Here is an 18,687-nt window from a genome sequence, read left to right as displayed (position 1 = left end):
ACAGACTTTAAAAGAAATTTTGTTACTAAATTAATAAAGGTTATTTTTAGTGAATTATTATTCTGGATGTAGAAACATTGTGCTTTGAGTTTTGGTTTTAAATCTCAAATTTTCTGCTATTAAAGTCTTTTTTATGCAAAATAAATTATTTTTAGGTTTATTCCTGTCGGTGTTTTTAGCTACAACCGTAAGTGGTCAGCTTCTTAAGAAGAATGTTTCAAAATCTTCGCAACTTTCTACTACTACAAATTTTATTGGTCCAAAAGATAAGGCTGCATTTTCTGCTCATCAACTTTCTGGAAATGATAAATTGAAGAAAATGGAAGCGGAATTCCAAGCCCGTTATATAGCTAAAAAAGAAGAAGCACTGGCGTATGCACTAATTCATAATGTTCCTGTTCGAAAAACTTTAGAAGATGGCGGTTTTGCTGAGCTTCAATTTATTTCAGAAGAGGGAATACCTATATACTTTAGAACATTTAACTCTGCCGCAGCTGCATCTACCAGAGCCAATTGGTTGCATACAGGAGGTGGTATGGGACTTCAATTGAACGGTGATAATCTCGTAGCCCATGTTTGGGATGGAGGCCACGCTAGAATTACCCATGAAGATTATGATGGTGCAGGAGGAAATAATCGTGTTTCACTTATGGATACTGGATCGGAAGGTGGTACCCAACTTAACTTCCATGCCGCTCACGTAACAGGAACTATAATGGGGACAGGAGTAGGTAACTTTACTCCTCCATTTGGTACTTCCAAGGGGATGGCCTGGCAAAGTAATGTTAGAGGATATATGTGGAATAATGATGTTGCAGAAGCTACAAATCAAGCAAATGATGGTACTGGTGGTGGCACATACAATTTTGGGTATGATATGTTATTATCTAATCATTCTTATGGCTATATCGCTGCAAATATTCCAAACTCGTGGTTCGGTCAGTACGGTGCCGATGCAGTAGATTGGGATTCGCTAATGTATAATGCGCCCTACTATTTAATGATTGTTGCCGCAGGGAATGATGGTGAAGACAATACATCTAACGGAAATCCATTAGCAGGAAATACAGCCTATGATAAATTGAGTGGCCATGCAACAGCAAAAAATAATTTGGTGGTTGCCAATGCAAATGATGCTATTATTAATGCAGACGGAAGCCTGAATTCGGTTCTTATCAACTCAGGAAGTAGCGAAGGCCCTACAGACGACTACAGAATAAAACCAGATATTACTGGAAACGGTACGAGTCTCGCATCTAGTAGTGAAACTGCAGACGACGCCTACATAGCTTTAACTGGGACCTCTATGGCCTCACCAAATGTTGCAGGAACGTTACTTTTATTACAGGAACACTACGAAAATATTTATAACACGCCAATGCGAGCTTCTACTCTGAAAGGATTGGCGCTACATACCGCAGACGATCCTAACGCAAATGGTCCCGATGTAGTATATGGTTGGGGATTGTTGAATGCAAAGAAAGCTGCCGAAGCAATTACAGCTGCAGATGCAGATGGTTTTGCTGAAGTGGAAGAGTTAACATTAAATCAAGGCCAAACGTATACAGTAAATGTGCAGGCAAATGGTAGTGAGCCATTACTAGCATCCATCTCTTGGACAGACCCAGCAGGCGTACAAAATAACGGTACAAATAGTAGTACACCAGCCTTAGTAAACGATTTGGATCTAATTCTGGACAATGGTACTACCTATTATCCTTGGAGATTAACGGGAATTACTGCAAATAGCCAAAATAATGAAAATAACGTAGATCCTTTTGAAAGAGTAGATATAACTGGGGCTTCTGGTATTTATACACTCACTGTTTCACATGATGGAGCGCTTTCAAGCGGAAGCCAAGATTTCGCTTTAATAATTACGGGTGGTCAAATTGTAGGCACCACACCGCTAATAGCTTTTGGTGCTATCTCGGCAAATAGTATTGAAAATTCAGAATGCGGTTTTATAGATATTAATATACCAGTTACTATTTCAACCGGAGCTACAGAAAATGCAGATGTAAATTTCACTATTAACGCATCCAGTACAGCTACTACAGGTGTAGATTTCGATTTAAATACGTTAAGTATTACTTTTCCAGCAGGAAATACTACCTCCCAAAACATGACCATTCGTCTTTACGAAGATAGTTTTGTTGAAACCGATGAGACTGTGCAAATAGATTTTACGATTGATGCAAATGGAGGAGATGCTGTTGCAAATAGTGCTTTAGACACTTTTACTCTAACGATTACCAATGACGATACTGCAATAACAGCTACTACTAATTTCACATTAATAGATGAAGATTTCGAAGCTGGAATTCCGGCATCCTGGCCTACTCCCATAGATAGCGATGGCGATGGGTTCAATTGGTCTATAGCTACTTTCGATGGAGTAAATCCCCCCGCCCATTTATCTTCGACGCAATATATTTCACGTTCTTGGATTTCAGATGATGGTTCCGGAGCCTCAGCAGCATTAACACCAGATAATTATTTATACACAAATCAAGTAACCATTCCGAGTAATGCAACTTCAGCAACACTCATGTACCAAGTAGCACCAGCAACAATAATAAATACATGGTTTGAAGAGTATTATACTGTCTATTGGGTAGTAGCACCACCTGTAGGAACTCCATACGATTTGACTTGGGTACAGGCACAACCACAAATTAAAGCTGGCGGAATTATTTCGCAAGCTATAGTCACAGAGTCTATAAACATGCTAGCCTATGCTGGCCAAACGGGTCAATTGTTTTTTAGACATCATAATTGTACAGATGAAGAATTTATTGCAATAGACGATATTCTTTTCCAAGCAACAAGTGAAGTTGATGTGCAAACAGCTTTGAATACAGGTTCACCAGACCAACTAAATTTAAATGATGCAGGTACTGTGTACAGTACTAATACTACCAATGGGAATATCATGATGGGTATTGTAAATAATCAAAATGACGATTATGGATGTACAGATATTTCTGTTTCAAGAGCAGGAACAGGAGCACAAGGATATAATGGAAGCACAGGGCCGAATCAAGTTATGGACAAGCGCTTCACTATTGCACCTACTAGCAGTATTGGTAGTGGAGATGCTACAATGACATTTTATATTGATGCTACGGAACTTTCTGGCTGGGAAACAACTTCAGGAAATACTGGAGGGTATACTATTTATATTGGTCGCGAATTTGGTGGAACATTAATTGATATTGTAGCTGCTACCGTTGGTACTTTCGGTTCCGATACAACGTTAACAGGAAACTTTACAGGTATTGAAGGCGATTTCTATTTTGGAATGCAAACAGCATTTATATCTTGTCCAGGATTGACCAAAACATGGAACGGTTCAATCTGGAGCCCGGCAGGTGCGCCAAGTGCGAGCAATGCCGTTATTATAAATGGTACTTACAACACTTCCAGCGGAAATATAGAGGCCTGTGAGCTTACTATAAATGGAGTAGTAACCGTGCGTGCCAATGAGTACCTAAATGTACAAGGCAACATCACTGTAAACGGAACCTTACATGTAGAACATCAAGGAAGTGTAGTACAGGTAGTTCCCACTGCTATAGTGACTAAGGACGTAGCTGGAACCATTAACGTGAATATAACAACACCTGTATTGCAGCAACGTGCTTTTATGGTCATGGGAAGTCCTATGGATCTAGAAACACGCAGCGGTGTTTTTACCAATGCATTTTTAGTACTGGATCACGCTCCTAATAACTTTAATCCTAATACGCACCCAAATATCCCGCAAGGAGCGACTAACTTCAGTGATGTAGAAGGAGATTTTTGGACATCGTATACGGGTGCTATCAATCCTGGAGAAGGATACATTGTACGACCACAAACTGGTTACGGCGACCCAGCAGGCATTACCTACGATATGACGTACAGTGCGGGTACGTTAAACAATGGGTTAATGAGCCGCCCAAAAATATACAACAACCTTAATAGCCCAGCAGGCACACCAAATATTTATGCAAACCCGTATCCAAGTGCGATAGACGGAGACAAGTTTATTCAAGACAACGGATTGAACGAACTGTTCTTCTGGGAGCACTTAACGCCACCTAGTGTAATTATCCCAGGAGAAGGTTTAAAATTTGATATGGACGATGTTTCTATCCGTAACTTCGGAGGTGGCGTTGCTGCAAATAATGATGACCCTTTAAACATTCCAAGCAACGTAATCTCTACGGGACAAGGATTTGCTATTAAGGCAATAGCCAATGGTACGATAGATTTTACAAACAATATGAGACTCATTACGGGCAACACTACGCTACGCGTCAACGAAGAAGAAATAGACCGTCTTTGGTTACACATAGAAAGTGATGCCTACCAATTGGCAAACAATATGATGATAGGGTTTAACCCACTTGCTACGGCAGAGATAGACAATGGGTACGACACAGATAGATTGGCGTGTAGTGTGTCTATCTATTCACAACCAGAAAGTGGAAACACTCGTTTGTCTATCCAGACACGTGAGGCATTTAGAGATGATATGAAGATACCAGTAGGATTCTCATCCATCCTGAAGGAAGAGACAAGTTTTACCATAAGTTTATCTAATTTTGAAGGATCAAATTTACTAGATAGAGCCATCTATCTTTATGATAATGAACTGAACATACTCACAAATCTAAAGCAAGAGAATTATACTTTTAGAAGTGGACTTTCCGAACAAGATCGTAGATTTACGGTAGTATTTGAGCAAGATGAAGAAGTGTTGGGTACCAACGAAGATTCCTTGGAAAGTATTGCTGTATATCCTAATCCAACAAGTGGTACGTTGCATATTGTTAGCACGAGTGCACCATTGGAAGCAGTAAAGGTATTTGATGTACTGGGTAGAGAGGTTGCCAATGAGAACTTGGATAATGTGCAGGGATATCAATTAGATATGTCACGTTTAAAAGCTTCAGTCTATTTTGTAGAGATTATTACTCCACAGGGAACCCTCGTAAAACGTATTGTAAAAAAGTAATTTGATAAGCTAAGTACTAAAAAAAGGTCCTCATTTACATGTAAATGAGGACCTTTTTATGTGTTGAAGTGTAACCAGCGTTTAAATGTTGAAAGCTGATTTTACTTTTTCAACATAATTTAATTTTTCCCAGGTGAACAGTTCTACTTCCATAGTCTTACTGTCGGCATTTGGGATCTCAAACGTTTTAGTAACTATTTCATTTTCTCTTCCCATATGGCCATAAGCGGCAGTTTCAAAATATATTGGTTGACGTAAATTTAAACGGTCTTCAATTGCTGCCGGGCGCATATCAAAAATTTCAGAAACCTTTTTTGCAATTTCACCATCCGTCATAGCTACTTTACTAGTTCCGTAAGTATCTACAAAAATTCCCATAGGTTCAACAACTCCAATGGCATAGCTTACTTGTACTAACATTTCGTCTGCAACACCTGCAGCTACCATATTCTTAGCGATGTGTCTGGTTGCATACGCCGCAGAACGGTCTACTTTACTAGGGTCTTTTCCGCTAAATGCCCCACCGCCGTGAGCTCCTTTTCCCCCGTACGTATCTACAATAATTTTACGACCTGTAAGGCCTGTATCTCCGTGTGGTCCGCCAATCACAAACTTACCAGTTGGGTTAATGTGGTAGGTGATATCATCTGTGAAAAGTGCACTAATTTCAGGCTTTAATTGAGCCTTTACGCGCGGAATTAAAATCTCAACAATATCTTTCTTAATCTTCGCCAACATGGCATTATCGTCGCTCTCAAATTCGTCGTGTTGGGTAGATACTACAATAGAATCAATACGAACGGGTGTATTGTCGTCATCGTATTCAATGGTTACTTGGCTTTTTGAATCTGGGCGCAAGTATTTTATCTCGTTCTCCTCTCTCCGAAGTACGGCAAGTTCCTTTAAAAGACGGTGTGAAAGATCTAATGCCAATGGCATATAATTTTCGGTTTCTCTGGTAGCATAGCCAAACATCATCCCTTGGTCACCAGCTCCTTGCTCTTCCTTATTGGCACGGTCTACGCCTCGGTTAATGTCATCACTTTGTTCGTGAATTGCAGAGAGTACGCCACAAGAATTTCCGTCAAATTGATAGGCTCCTTTGGTGTACCCAATTTTATTAATAACGTCACGTGCAATCTTTTGTACGTCTAAATACACAGTACTTTTAACCTCTCCGGCTAAGACTACCTGCCCTGTCGTTACAAGGGTTTCACACGCCACTTTACTTTGCGGGTCAAACGCTAAAAAATTATCTATAAGTGCATCGCTAATTTGGTCTGCTACTTTGTCTGGGTGCCCTTCAGAAACACTTTCTGAAGTAAATAAATACGCCATTGTTTATTTTTTAAAATTGAAAATAGTATTCGAGGGAGATTTGACGAAAACGTCGAAGGAAGTTTACAACTGCCTTTAGCATTTTTAATCCCGTACTTGTTACGAAATCTCATCCTCGGTACGTCCGATTCAGAAGAGGTTGCAATCAGTCAAATCTTTCCTCTTAATGGGTGCAAAGGTACAGAAAGAATTATAATTAGAAAGTATTCTATAATTTCTTTAACACAGCTCTTTGGATCGTACTAATGGGGTAAGAGATTACTTCAATTTTGTCTTCATCTTCGGTATACGTTACTCGTTTGTCGTTTTTTGAAGTAGCAATAATTTCAAAAATCATGTGATCTGCTTCAAACGTAATAAAGGTGGTGAGCAAGGTATCATTCACTTCAAATACGGCATACATTCTATTATCTTGTACCTTGTCATCCAATATAATTCCGTTGTTTTCATCTACAACATACGCTCCCGTAGCTTTGTTTTTTTCTAGTAAAGAGTAGTAGCGAATTTGTTTTGTTTCCCCTTCGCCATAGACCAAAGTATAAGTGTATTTTCCTGCCGTATCTGTCGCTAATAACTGAAACTCCATGGGAAGGATTTGATTTCCTTTATCTGAAGAAATTTGTAGCATTCCAGTATAAATTCCAAAGAAATCATCAGGAAATTGAACCAATTTCTCCTGAGAAACTGCTGAAATTGAAAATAATACCGCCAAAAGAAGGATGTGGAAGTTTCTCATTATCAATATTTTATGCTGAAATTATAAAAATGATTTTTTAAAAATACAAGAATTTGTTTGGAATTCTCACTTCTGTTTTACAATATTTGCACTCACAAAGTTCAAATCTTTATTGAATTGTTATCAAGAAAGGTGGAGGGATTAGACCCTTTGAAACCTTAGCAACCCTTGAAGTTCCCGCGCAGGCGGGAATCCAAACTTTAAGAAGGTGCTACATTCTACACCGGCCTGGCCGGAGATAGATAACGAAAAACTACATGTTCTTCCCGAATGTGTAGGGACTCACTTCTTACTAACAATTTTTCTAAAAGAGTACGCCACACGGCGCATTTGGCTTTTGTTTTAATCCGAACTTTTTAAATCAAGTTCATAATTATTAACTCAAAAAAATAGAAAAATGAGTGCAACAAAAATTATCCATTCCATTCCAAGCGACCCGCTAACGGGCGCGATTTCGGTACCTGTGTACCAAACCTCCACCTTTATTCAGGAAGCGCCTGGCGTGAACAAAGGGTTTGATTATGCAAGAAGCAACAACCCAACCCGCAAGGTGTTAGAAGACGTGGTAGCCCAGCTGGAAGGCGGTGACGCTGGTTTTGCCTTCGGGACAGGCTTAGCGGCTATAGACGCGGTGTTAAAATTACTTTCAACAGGCGAAGAGATTATTGCCGTAGACGATATCTATGGCGGTGCCTACCGTTTGTTTACACACGTGTACGAAAAGCTAGGGATCGACATTAAGTATGTAGATACTACCAATGCCGAAAACGTGGCAAACGCAGTAAGTACCAAAACAAAGTTTATCTGGATAGAATCTCCTACCAACCCAACATTGAAAGTTTCAGATATCGAAGCCATTTCAAAAATCGCCAAAAGTGTAGGTGCCTTGCTTGTGGTAGATAACACCTTTGCAAGTCCAATTGCCCAACAACCAATTTCATTAGGAGCAGATATTATAGTACACAGCGGGACCAAATACATTGGCGGCCATAGTGATTTGGTAGCTGGATTGGTGGTGACTAAAACGGAAGAACTGTCAGAAAAAATAAAATTCATTCAAAATGCTTCTGGCGGAATTTTAGGTCCGTGGGATTGTTTCTTGACCATTCGTGGCATTGAAACTTTAGATATCCGTTTCCGAAGACAATGCGAAAATGCGCAAAAAGTAGCTGAATTTTTACTGAAAAGCGAAGCGGTTTCCGAAGTCTATTTCCCAGGATTACCAACGCATAAAAATCACGACATAGCAAAAAGACAACAAAACGGACTCTTTGGAGGAATAGTATCCTTCAGTTTAAAAAAGGATACGGTAGAAGCGGCCAATGCCTTTGTAACTGGCACAGAATGTTTTAAACTAGCTGAAAGCTTAGGCGGTGTAAAAAGTTTAGTATGCCATCCGCCACAAATGACTCATGCGAGTGTTCCAAGAGCGCGCAGATTGGAAGCTGGAATAAAAGATTCGTTAATCCGTCTTTCATGTGGGATAGAAAATGCCGAAGATTTAATCCAGGATTTGGAGCAAGCCTTCAAAAAAACTGAAGTTTCACCAGCAACTGTTGCCGTGTAATTTTTTTTTAAGATGAGTACAACAATTTTAGAAATTTCAGAAGAAAAAATTGACATAGCCGCATTGCAAAGACGCCGTATTCACTTGGCTGTTTTTGGTCACGGCACAGTAGGAAAAGCATTTTTGGAACAATTATTTGAGCGACAAGAACAGCTTTTAAGAAACAAAAACTTGGAAATTGTAGTTTTTACAGTGGCAAACTCCACCAAAGCATTGTTTCAGAAAAACGGAATAGATACCAATTGGGAGCAAGATAAAAGTAGCCAGGGGAGTTCGTATTCGGTAAAAGATATCATTTCCTTCGCCAAGCTTCATACACTAGAAAACCTAATAGCCGTAGACAATACGGCAGATGCGGTATTTACACAGAATTACGAAACCTTGGTAGAAAATGGATTCCATTTGGTGTCATCCAATAAACATAAAAACACCCATAGCTGGACCGAGTATCTTCAATTGCGTGACGTACTCAAAAATAATAACAAAAGTTATTTATATGAAACTAACGTAGGTGCTGGTTTACCTTTAATAGATACTATAAATTTGCTACACCAATCTGGTGAGAATATCACGCGCATTCGAGGTGTTTTTTCGGGTTCACTAAGTTTTATTTTTAATGAATTTTCAGAAAAAGATAGTTCCTTTAGTGAAGTCGTAAAAAAAGCAATGACAAAAGGATTTACAGAACCAGATCCACGGGAAGACTTGTGCGGAATGGATGTAGCTCGTAAACTTTTAATTTTAGCAAGAGAGCTAGAGCTAAAGGTTGAGCTGGAAAATGTTTCGGTACAAAACCTCATCCCGAAGGCTCTAAGAAACGTAGATGAAGAAACATTTTTTGAAAGTATACAGCAATTGGATCACCCTTATTTAATTAAGAAGAAAAATTTAAAAAAGGATATAGTGCTCCGGTATGTTGGCGATCTTCACGGCGATTTATCCAAAGAAGATGGAGGTATTTTACAGGTAAGTTTGCAGGAAACACCTAAAAATAGTATGTTAGGACAGTTAAGAGGAAGTGACTCTCTTTTCGAAATTTACACAGAGAGTTACGGAGCAAATCCCATTGTTATTCAGGGTGCTGGAGCGGGTGCACAAGTAACGGCACGCGGTGTTTTTGGAGATGTTTTACGAATATGTAATAAATTAAATTAACTATGAAAGTAACCCTGGAAAGAAAAAATAATGCCTACTGGTTTCAAGGAATGGGAAAAAACTCAATTCCCGTAAATATCGACAATGGCGAGAAGGGAGCCAGTCCTATGGAATTATTATTAATGAGTGTTGGAGGTTGTAGTGCTGTAGACATAGTTTCTATCCTTACCAAACAAAAACAGGAAGTTACCAACTACACCATGGAAGTCATTGGGGAACGCATAGAAGTTGGACAAGCAAAACCTTTTAAGTCTATGCATGTAAACATTTTTTTAGAAGGCAAAATAAACCCTATAAAGGCAAAAAAGGCGGCAGACCTTAGTTTTCAAAAATATTGTTCAGTATCTTTAACTCTAGAGCCACAGGTGCCTATTACGTATACTATTCACGTAAATGGTTCTAAAATTGAATAACTAATGCTATCTAGAAAAACTAAATATGGCCTAAAGGCGCTTTCATATCTTGCTAGGGAAAATAGTAAGGACCCAGTGCAAATTGTTGTGATTTCTGAAGCCGAAAATATCTCTCAAAAATTTTTAGAGAGCATTCTTCTTATCTTGAGAAAAGCAGCCATTTTACAATCCAAGAAAGGAAAAGGCGGAGGGTATCTTCTCGCCAAACCTGCAGAAGAAATAACCATAGCGAGTGTTTTACGTGTGCTGGAAGGCCCAATAGCAATGGTGCCCTGTGTTAGTCTCAATTTTTACGAAAAATGTGACGATTGCCCAGACGAAGATGCCTGCAGTGTTCACAGGCTTATGGTGCAAGTACGGGATACCAATCTAGGTATTTTTGAAAATACCACCCTGGCAGATCTTATTGCAACCAAACCAAAAGATTAACCCGCAAAGTATTGGCATTTTAATAATTATGCTGTTTCTTTGTTTTAGTTCATTACTTACTGAAAGTTATCAAGAAAGGCGGAGGGATTAGACCCTGTGAAGCCTTAGCAACCCTCGTTGTCATTCCGTCGAAAGACGAAATCTCGAGAAGGTGCTACATTCTATTCCAATCATAATTTCTGGAAATAGATAACAAACAAACAGGTCACCACACCGCTCCACAATTCTTGATAGAAATTTTAAAACCGTTTAGTTCCTCCTAGGGACCAAAATGAGTTATATTTTGGCGAGTCCCTTTACAAATGCTTTGGGGCATTTGCAAAGCGTCGGGCTTTCGGCAGTCGCTTCCCAATGTCAGTCTGAGCGCAGTCGAAGACTAATGTTGTGGGAGAGCTCCAACAAAGCCTCAATCCCTCTCGCAGGGATAAATATTTATAAAGATCAATAAACACCGCACCCCGAGCGGAGTCGAGGGGAAACAAATGAAAAACAATATACAGCAAGCACTGCAAAACCGAATTTTAATCCTAGATGGCGCCATGGGAACCATGTTACAGCGCTATAAATTTTCAGAAGAAGATTTTAGAGGAGAACGGTTTAAAGATTATCCCACATCGGTTAAAGGGAATAACGATTTACTATCGCTTACACAGCCCAAAGCCATTGCAGAGATTCATGCGAAATACTTTGCAGCAGGAGCAGACATCGTGGAAACAAATACCTTTTCATCTACAACCATTGCCATGGCAGATTACGATATGGAAGATCTGGTATACGAGCTTAATTTTGAAAGCGCCAAAATCGCAAAAAAAGTCGCAGATGAGTTTACGGCAAAAGAACCCCACAAACCCAGATTTGTAGCTGGTGCCATGGGGCCCACCAACAAAACAGCAAGTATGTCGCCAGATGTAAATGATCCCGGATTCCGGGCTATTTCGTTTGATCAATTGCGTATCGCCTATAAACAACAAACCGAAGCCCTTTTAGACGGGGGTGTAGATGTATTATTGGTAGAAACCATATTCGATACCTTAAACGCAAAAGCGGCCCTTTTCGCCATAGAAGAAGTAAAAGCCGAACGTAATATAGAAGTTCCCATTATGGTGAGCGGTACTATTACAGATGCTTCAGGAAGAACGCTCTCAGGACAAACAGCCGAAGCTTTTTTAATCTCTATTTCGCACATTCCGTTGTTGAGTGTAGGCTTTAATTGTGCGTTAGGAGCAAAACAACTTACACCACATTTGGAAATAATAGCCAATAGAACAAACATCGCCGTTTCTGCATACCCCAATGCAGGCTTGCCTAATGCCTTTGGTGAATATGACGAATCTCCAGAACAAATGGCAGCACAAATAAAAGAATACTTGGACAAGAAATTAATCAATATTATAGGAGGTTGTTGTGGAACTACGCCAGAACATATTGCAGCCATAGCAAAAATTGCTTCCCAGTACCAACCCAGACCTTTGATTTCAGAAATTAACTCCCCAGTATGATACTCACAAAAAATCATTTAGATAAAGCAATAAATACGGTTGACGGATTGGTACATCAAACTCCTGTCCTCACTTCTTCTGCATTAAATGAAATGGCTGGCGCGCAAGTGTATTTTAAATGTGAGAACTTTCAGAAAATGGGCGCTTTTAAAATGCGGGGTGCTACCAATGCCATTCAAAATTTATCCAAGGAACAGAAAGCGGCTGGCGTGGTGACACATTCTTCAGGAAATTTTGGGCAGGCGGTTGCTTTGGCAGCTAAAAATTTGGGTGTTACTGCTTACGTAGTGATGCCAGAGAATGCGCCTTCAGTTAAAAAAGAAGCAGTAAAGGGATATGGTGCCATAATAACCGAATGTGAAAGTACGCTGAAAGCGCGCGAGGAAACTTCAGCAAAAATTCAACAAGAAACGGGTGCCACCTTTTTACATCCGTCTAATAATCTGGATGTGATTTTAGGAAATGCCACAGCAGGCGTAGAGCTATTACATAAATATCCAGAGTTGGATTATTTGTTAGTGCCTGTTGGGGGTGGAGGCTTACTAGCAGGAACAGCCCTGGCAGCAAAATACTTCGGCAACAATTGCAACGTCATAGGAGGAGAGCCTTTTGCTGCAGACGATGCGTATAGATCGTTACAATCGGGAAAGATCGAGACAAACGCTTCAGCAAACACAGTAGCAGACGGATTACGAACCAATTTGGGAGACCTAAATTTTCCTATCATTCAGGAGTTAGTTTCAGAAATTATTCGAGTTGAGGAAGATGAAATAGTAGAGGCGATGAAACATATCTGGCAACGTATGAAAATAATCATCGAACCTAGTTGTGCCGTCCCTTTTGCAGCTGTTTTGAGGGAGAAAGAGAAATTTCAGTATAAAAAAATAGGGATTATTCTCTCTGGCGGAAATGTGGATGTAATGAATTTACCGTTTTAGTCCCTAACCCCTAAAGGGGGTAAAAGAGTATAATTGAAATGTATATGAAAGAAGAATTTGAGAATACTATAATTCCCCCTTTAGGGGTTAGGGGGCTAAAATTATCAGGACTAGAACCCCTAATCATTACGCCTGAAAGCAATTTCATTAACGTAGGAGAGCGCACCAATGTGGCTGGCTCCCGTAGGTTTTTGCGTTTAATAAACGAAGATAAGTATGAGGAAGCTTTAAGTATTGCTCGTGAGCAAGTAGAAGGCGGCGCCCAGATTCTAGACGTTAATATGGACGATGGGCTAATAGACGGTAAAGCAGCTATGGTGAAGTTCTTAAACCTGATTATGGCAGAACCTGATATCGCCCGAATACCTATAATGATAGACAGCTCCAAGTGGGAAATCATTGAAGCCGGCTTGCAAGTTGTGCAGGGAAAATGTGTTGTAAACTCTATAAGCTTAAAAGAAGGCGAAGCAGAATTTATCCATCACGCAACCTTAGTGAAACGCTACGGTGCGGCTGTGATCGTGATGGCTTTTGATGAGGTAGGGCAGGCAGATAATTACGAACGCAGGATAGAAATTGCAAAACGATCTTACGATGTTTTGGTCAATAAAGTTGGTTTCAAACCCGAAGATATTATATTCGATTTAAACATCTTTCCTGTCGCTACGGGAATGGACGAACATAAAAAAAACGCAGTAGATTTTATTGAAGCTACCCGATGGGTACGCAAAAACTTGCCGCATAGTAGTGTGAGTGGAGGAGTGAGTAATGTTTCGTTTAGTTTCCGTGGAAATGATGCGGTGCGCGAAGCTATGAACTCGGTGTTTTTATACCATGCCATTCAGGCGGGAATGAATATGGGGATTGTAAACCCAACGATGCTGGAGATCTATGATGACATTCCAAAGGACTTATTGGAGCGCATAGAAGATGTGATGCTGGACAGACGTGATGATGCCACCGAACGTCTCCTCGATTTTGCTGAAACCGTTAAAGGCACGTCCAAAGAAAAAACCGCAGATCTTTCCTGGCGATTAGAGCCTTTACAGGACAGAATTACACGAGCACTCGTAAAAGGAATAGACCAATACATTCTTGAAGATATAGAAGAAGCCCGACAGAGTGTCATCAAACCCATTGAAGTGATTGAAGGGCATTTAATGATTGGGATGAACGTAGTGGGCGACCTTTTCGGAAGTGGAAAAATGTTTCTGCCGCAAGTGGTGAAGAGCGCACGGGTGATGAAAAAAGCGGTGGCGTATCTAGAACCTTTTATCTTTAATGACAAAGGAGCTAAAAGTAATAGTGCTGGAAAGGTTTTAATGGCAACCGTAAAAGGAGATGTACACGATATTGGTAAGAATATAGTTTCAGTAGTGCTGGCCTGTAATAATTATGAAATTGTTGACCTTGGCGTCATGGTAGCCCCAGAAAAAATAATCGCCGAAGCCAAAGCACACAACGTAGATATTATTGGTTTAAGTGGCTTAATAACTCCGTCCCTGGATGAAATGGTTTTTCTTGCCAAAGAAATGCAACGCAAGGAGTTTGAAGTTCCGTTATTGATTGGTGGCGCTACCACGAGTAAGGCACATACAGCTGTGAAGATAGACCCACAGTACAAAAGCGCCGTAGTACACGTAAACGACGCCTCCCGAGCGGTAACGGTGGTGGGTGATTTATTGCAAAGCGAACGGAAGGAAAGCTATATAAAAACGATAAAAGAAGACTATGCAGTGTTTCGCAAAAGCTTTTTGAATAGGCAACAAACCAAGACCTATGTTTCAATTGGAGAAGCGCGCAGGAATAAATTTACGATAGATTGGAACACTTCCGAAATCACACAACCGAACGAGTTAGGGATTCAAACACTGGAAGATTTTGATTTAGGAAAGCTAACGGATTTTATAGACTGGACCCCTTTTTTCCGAAGCTGGGACTTGCATGGGAGATATCCTGATATTCTTACAGATAACGTTGTAGGGACTCAAGCCACCGAACTTTTTGCAGATGCAAAACAAATGCTCAAAAAAATTATTTCAGAAAAGAAACTTAAAGCCAAAGCTATTTTTGGACTTTTTGAAGCCAACAGTAGTAACGATGATGATATAGAATTTAAATTTTCTTCTCCCCTTTCCTTGCCTCCGACGAGCTTGCGAGAGGAAGGCACGACCGAGAGGGGGATTTTCAGAACCCTCCGCCAACAATCTAAAAAAGCCACCGGTAGACCCAATATTGCCCTGGCCGATTTTATAGCACCTGCTGAAACTGGAATACAGGATTATGTAGGTTGTTTTTGTGTCACCACAGGTTTTGGTACTGCTGAATTAGCTGCTAAATACGAAGCTGAATTAGACGATTACAACAGTATTATGGTAAAAGCCTTAGCCGACAGATTGGCCGAAGCTTTTGCAGAATATTTACATAAAGAAGTACGTACCAAACATTGGGGGTATGCGACAGGTGAAACTTTGAGTAATGAAGATTTAATTAAAGAAAGTTATAAGGGAATTCGTCCCGCACCAGGCTACCCAGCCTGTCCAGACCATTTGGAAAAAGAAACTATCTGGGAATTGTTACAGGTGAAAGAAAAAATAGGCGTAACCCTAACCGATAGTATGGCAATGTGGCCAGCTGCTTCGGTTTCTGGATATTATTTTGGGAACGAGCAGGCGCGATATTTCGGATTAGGAAAAATTAAAGAAGACCAGGTGGAAGACTACGCCGAAAGAAAAAATATTTCAGTTGAAAAAGCAACAAAATGGTTGCAGCCAAATATTGCAGAATAGATGAAAGTTACAGAACATATAGCACAGGCAAAAGGAACCACTAAGTTTTCATTTGAAATTTTACCTCCGTTAAAAGGTCAAAATATCAATTCAATTTTTGAGAATATAGATCCGTTAATGGAGTTTAATCCGCCATTTATAGACGTTACCTATCATCGTGAGGAATACGTATACCAGGAATTAAAAAATGGGCTGCTTCAGAAAAAAGTAGTGCGGAAACGTCCGGGAACGGTTGGTATATGTGCGGCCATTCAGAACAGATATCACGTGGACGCTATTCCGCATATTTTGTGTGGGGGTTTCAGCAAAGAAGATACAGAGAATTTCCTGATAGATTTAGGTTTTTTAGGGATTGATAATGTCATGGCACTTCGTGGTGATGCCGTAAAAAGTGAAACCTATTTTACCCCGGAAAAAGAGGGGCACACCTATGCTAGTAAGTTGGTAGAACAAATTTCAGCGTTGAACAACGGCGTGTATTTGGATGAAGAACTTCAGAACAAAACACCAACAGATTTCTGCATTGGAGTGGCGGGGTATCCTGAAAAACATATGGAAGCACCAAGTTTGGATAGTGATATTCATTTCCTCAAAAAGAAGATTGAGAAAGGGGCTACTTATATTGTAACCCAAATGTTTTTTGATAATACTAAATTTTTTCAGTTTGTTGAAAAATGCAGGGCTGCGGGTATCACAGTGCCTATTATTCCAGGTTTAAAGCCCATTGCCACCAAAAAGCAATTGAATTTAATTCCGCATCGTTTTAGCTTAGAGCTTCCGGATGCGTTAATTATGGCAATTGTAAAATGTAAAGACAACACCCAAGTGAGACAGGTGGGTATTGATTGGTGTATTGCTCAAAGTAAAGAGTTGGTAGCTGCCGGGGTGCCATTTGTGCATTATTATTCTATGGGGAAAAGCGATAATATTAAGGCTATAGCGTCTCAAATATTTTAATTGTTTACATTTGCCGCCGTGGCAAAAATAATCCTCTTTATACTGATATGCGCTTCTCCAATTTTTGCGCAAACCGAAGCTAATTTGCCCTACTTTGTAGATGCCAATTATTACTATGGTTCCTTGTTGGTGCAAAATAAAAATGTCACACAACTTAATAGGAATCAGCCAGAAGGTTTTATTTTAAGTTTTAATAAAAAAACGTTTGGTACTAGCTACTGGCAACAGGAATATGGCTATCCAGATGTGGGGGTTTCTTTTGGGTATCAAAATTTTAACAGTGAAGTACTAGGTGAAAATTTTGCGGTATATGGTCATCTTAATTTTTATTTTTTATCAAAGAAACTACAGCTAAGAATTGCTCAGGGAATAGGTGTTAATACAAATCCGTTCGATTTGGATACCAACTTTAAAAATGTTGCCTATGGAAGTAGATTTTTAGCCGCCACCTATTTTCAGCTTACCTACCAGCAAAAAAATATATACAAGGGTTTTGGGATGCAGGCAGGACTTTCGTTTATACATCATTCTAACGGGAGCTTTAGAGCACCCAATTCTGGTACAAATGTGTATGCAGTGACCGTAGGGGTGCAGTATGATTTTGATGAAAAAGAAGCTGTATATCTTCCTCTAGAAGAGAAACAAGACATTAATGAGCCTTTGCATTACAATCTATTTGTGAGAGGTGGTATTAACGAAGGAGATATTGTTGGCCTTGGGCAACACCCGTTTTTTGTAGTGGGAGGTTTTATAGATAAACGAATAAGCTATAAAAGCACGTTTCAGTTAGGAGCAGAAATGTTTTTTTCAAAATCTTTAGAGAAGGAACTCGAATATCGTGCCATCGCCTTTTTTAAAGAAGATGAAGAAAAAATAGATTATAAACGTGTTGCTGTTTTTGGAGGGTATGAGCTGCGGATTTCAAAATTTGCAATTCCAATTCAGTTGGGGTACTATGTTTATTGGCCGTCTAAATACGAGTTGCCCGTATATGAAAGAATAGGGTTAAAGTATTATTTTTCTGAAAAATTATATAGTGTGGTTTCGGTAAAAGCCCACGCCGCAAATGCGGAAGCGATAGAATTTGGAGTTGGAATACGATTATAAGATGAAAAAATTATACTACCTATTGGTTTTACTTTGTTTTGCTTGTGATAGCGAAACGGCTCCAGATTGCTTTCAGTTGGCAGGAAATATGGTTCAAATACCTTTTGAAGTGAATGCCTTTAACAAGATTAGAATAGAGAATAACGTGTCTTTGCTAATTAAAGAGGGGGCTACACAAGAGGTGATCATAGAAACTGGAGAAAATTTGTTGCCAGATGTATTGGTGTATGTTCAAGATGGCGTATTGGTAGTAAGAGATGCGAACGAGTGTAATTATGTTCGTGACTTTGGTATCACAAAAGCCCAGGTAACAGTCCCAAACCTTTTGGAAATCCGCAACGGTAGCTCTTATGATGTAGTGGGTGAAGGAATACTCAACTTTCCTGAGTTAAGATTAATAAGCAATACAACCGGAGGATTTGAAGAGATTAGAAAAAGTGGAAACTTTACTTTAACCGTCAATTCTGTAAATTTAAGCGTGGAAGCCAATGGTTTTAGTGGCTTCTTTATAGATGGGTATACCGAAAATGCCATTATTTCTTTTGAAGATGAGGTGCCAAGATTTGAAGGTGCCAATCTAATTGTTGATCATTTACGTATCTTCCATAGAAGTGCCAATAAAATAATTGTAAATCCGCAATTAAGCATCCGGGGTCGAATTGTGGGAGTAGGAGATGTACTATCACTAAATCGTCCAAAAATAATAGAGGTTGAAGAATTGAATTCTGGCCGTCTTTTATTTCAATAAACATGT

General features: G+C 39.6%; 13 protein-coding genes and 2 riboswitches. Of the genes, 11 read left to right on the top strand and 2 right to left on the bottom strand.

Annotated features, from left to right (window positions below; all coding sequences use genetic code 11):
• Positions 1–133: 133 nt before the first annotated feature.
• On the top strand, positions 134–5,005 hold the full coding sequence (locus ACQ2HF_RS00960; RefSeq protein ID WP_432411641.1) for a S8 family serine peptidase: 4,872 nt from the start codon (positions 134–136) through the stop codon (positions 5,003–5,005).
• An 81-nt stretch (positions 5,006–5,086) separates the two neighbouring features.
• On the opposite strand, the gene metK is transcribed toward ACQ2HF_RS00960, so the two are convergent.
• Positions 5,087–6,343: a methionine adenosyltransferase gene (metK, locus tag ACQ2HF_RS00955; RefSeq protein WP_432411640.1), complete on the bottom strand. Its 1,257-nt coding sequence runs from the start codon at positions 6,341–6,343 to the stop codon at positions 5,087–5,089.
• A 208-nt stretch (positions 6,344–6,551) separates the two neighbouring features.
• A complete protein-coding gene (locus ACQ2HF_RS00950) occupies positions 6,552–7,079 on the bottom strand; it encodes a hypothetical protein (RefSeq protein ID WP_432411639.1) in 528 nt (175 codons plus the stop codon).
• Positions 7,080–7,196: 117 nt separating this feature from the next.
• Positions 7,197–7,328, top strand: a riboswitch (SAM riboswitch).
• Positions 7,329–7,476: 148 nt separating this feature from the next.
• Between ACQ2HF_RS00950 and ACQ2HF_RS00945 the strand changes: the two genes are divergently transcribed.
• From ACQ2HF_RS00945 to ACQ2HF_RS00900, 10 genes are all read left to right on the top strand, one after another.
• Positions 7,477–8,646, top strand: coding sequence for a trans-sulfuration enzyme family protein (locus ACQ2HF_RS00945; protein ID WP_432411638.1), 1,170 nt, complete (start codon positions 7,477–7,479; stop codon positions 8,644–8,646).
• A gap of 12 nt (positions 8,647–8,658) precedes the next feature.
• Positions 8,659–9,801, top strand: coding sequence for an aspartate kinase (locus ACQ2HF_RS00940; protein WP_432411637.1), 1,143 nt, complete (start codon positions 8,659–8,661; stop codon positions 9,799–9,801).
• Between the two features lie 2 nt (positions 9,802–9,803).
• Positions 9,804–10,214, top strand: coding sequence for an OsmC family protein (locus ACQ2HF_RS00935; protein ID WP_432411636.1), 411 nt, complete (start codon positions 9,804–9,806; stop codon positions 10,212–10,214).
• A gap of 3 nt (positions 10,215–10,217) precedes the next feature.
• Positions 10,218–10,643, top strand: a complete 426-nt coding sequence (locus ACQ2HF_RS00930; RefSeq protein ID WP_432411635.1) for an RrF2 family transcriptional regulator — start codon at positions 10,218–10,220, stop codon at positions 10,641–10,643.
• A gap of 63 nt (positions 10,644–10,706) precedes the next feature.
• A riboswitch (SAM riboswitch) is annotated at positions 10,707–10,839 on the top strand.
• Between the two features lie 286 nt (positions 10,840–11,125).
• On the top strand, positions 11,126–12,142 hold the full coding sequence (locus ACQ2HF_RS00925; RefSeq protein ID WP_432411634.1) for a homocysteine S-methyltransferase family protein: 1,017 nt from the start codon (positions 11,126–11,128) through the stop codon (positions 12,140–12,142).
• Positions 12,139–13,080 (top strand): pyridoxal-phosphate dependent enzyme, encoded by a 942-nt coding sequence (locus ACQ2HF_RS00920; protein WP_432411633.1) that lies wholly within the window; start codon positions 12,139–12,141, stop codon positions 13,078–13,080. The genes ACQ2HF_RS00925 and ACQ2HF_RS00920 overlap by 4 nt, the downstream gene beginning before the upstream one ends.
• A 44-nt stretch (positions 13,081–13,124) precedes the next feature.
• The gene (metH, locus tag ACQ2HF_RS00915; RefSeq protein ID WP_432411632.1) at positions 13,125–15,869 is read left to right on the top strand and encodes a methionine synthase; all 2,745 of its coding nucleotides are present in this window, start codon (positions 13,125–13,127) and stop codon (positions 15,867–15,869) included.
• Positions 15,870–16,826, top strand: a complete 957-nt coding sequence (metF, locus tag ACQ2HF_RS00910) for a methylenetetrahydrofolate reductase [NAD(P)H] (protein WP_432411631.1) — start codon at positions 15,870–15,872, stop codon at positions 16,824–16,826.
• Positions 16,827–17,933 (top strand): acyloxyacyl hydrolase, encoded by a 1,107-nt coding sequence (locus tag ACQ2HF_RS00905; RefSeq protein ID WP_432411630.1) that lies wholly within the window; start codon positions 16,827–16,829, stop codon positions 17,931–17,933.
• A gap of 1 nt (position 17,934) precedes the next feature.
• Positions 17,935–18,681, top strand: a complete 747-nt coding sequence (locus ACQ2HF_RS00900; RefSeq protein ID WP_432411629.1) for a head GIN domain-containing protein — start codon at positions 17,935–17,937, stop codon at positions 18,679–18,681.
• Positions 18,682–18,687 lie beyond the last annotated feature (6 nt).

The sequence above is a fragment of the Rasiella sp. SM2506 genome (assembly GCF_050859505.1).
Taxonomy (GTDB): Bacteria; Bacteroidota; Bacteroidia; order Flavobacteriales; family Flavobacteriaceae; genus Marinirhabdus.
Note: the sequence above shows the minus strand (reverse complement) of the source record. Positions and strands in the feature narration are given on the sequence as shown.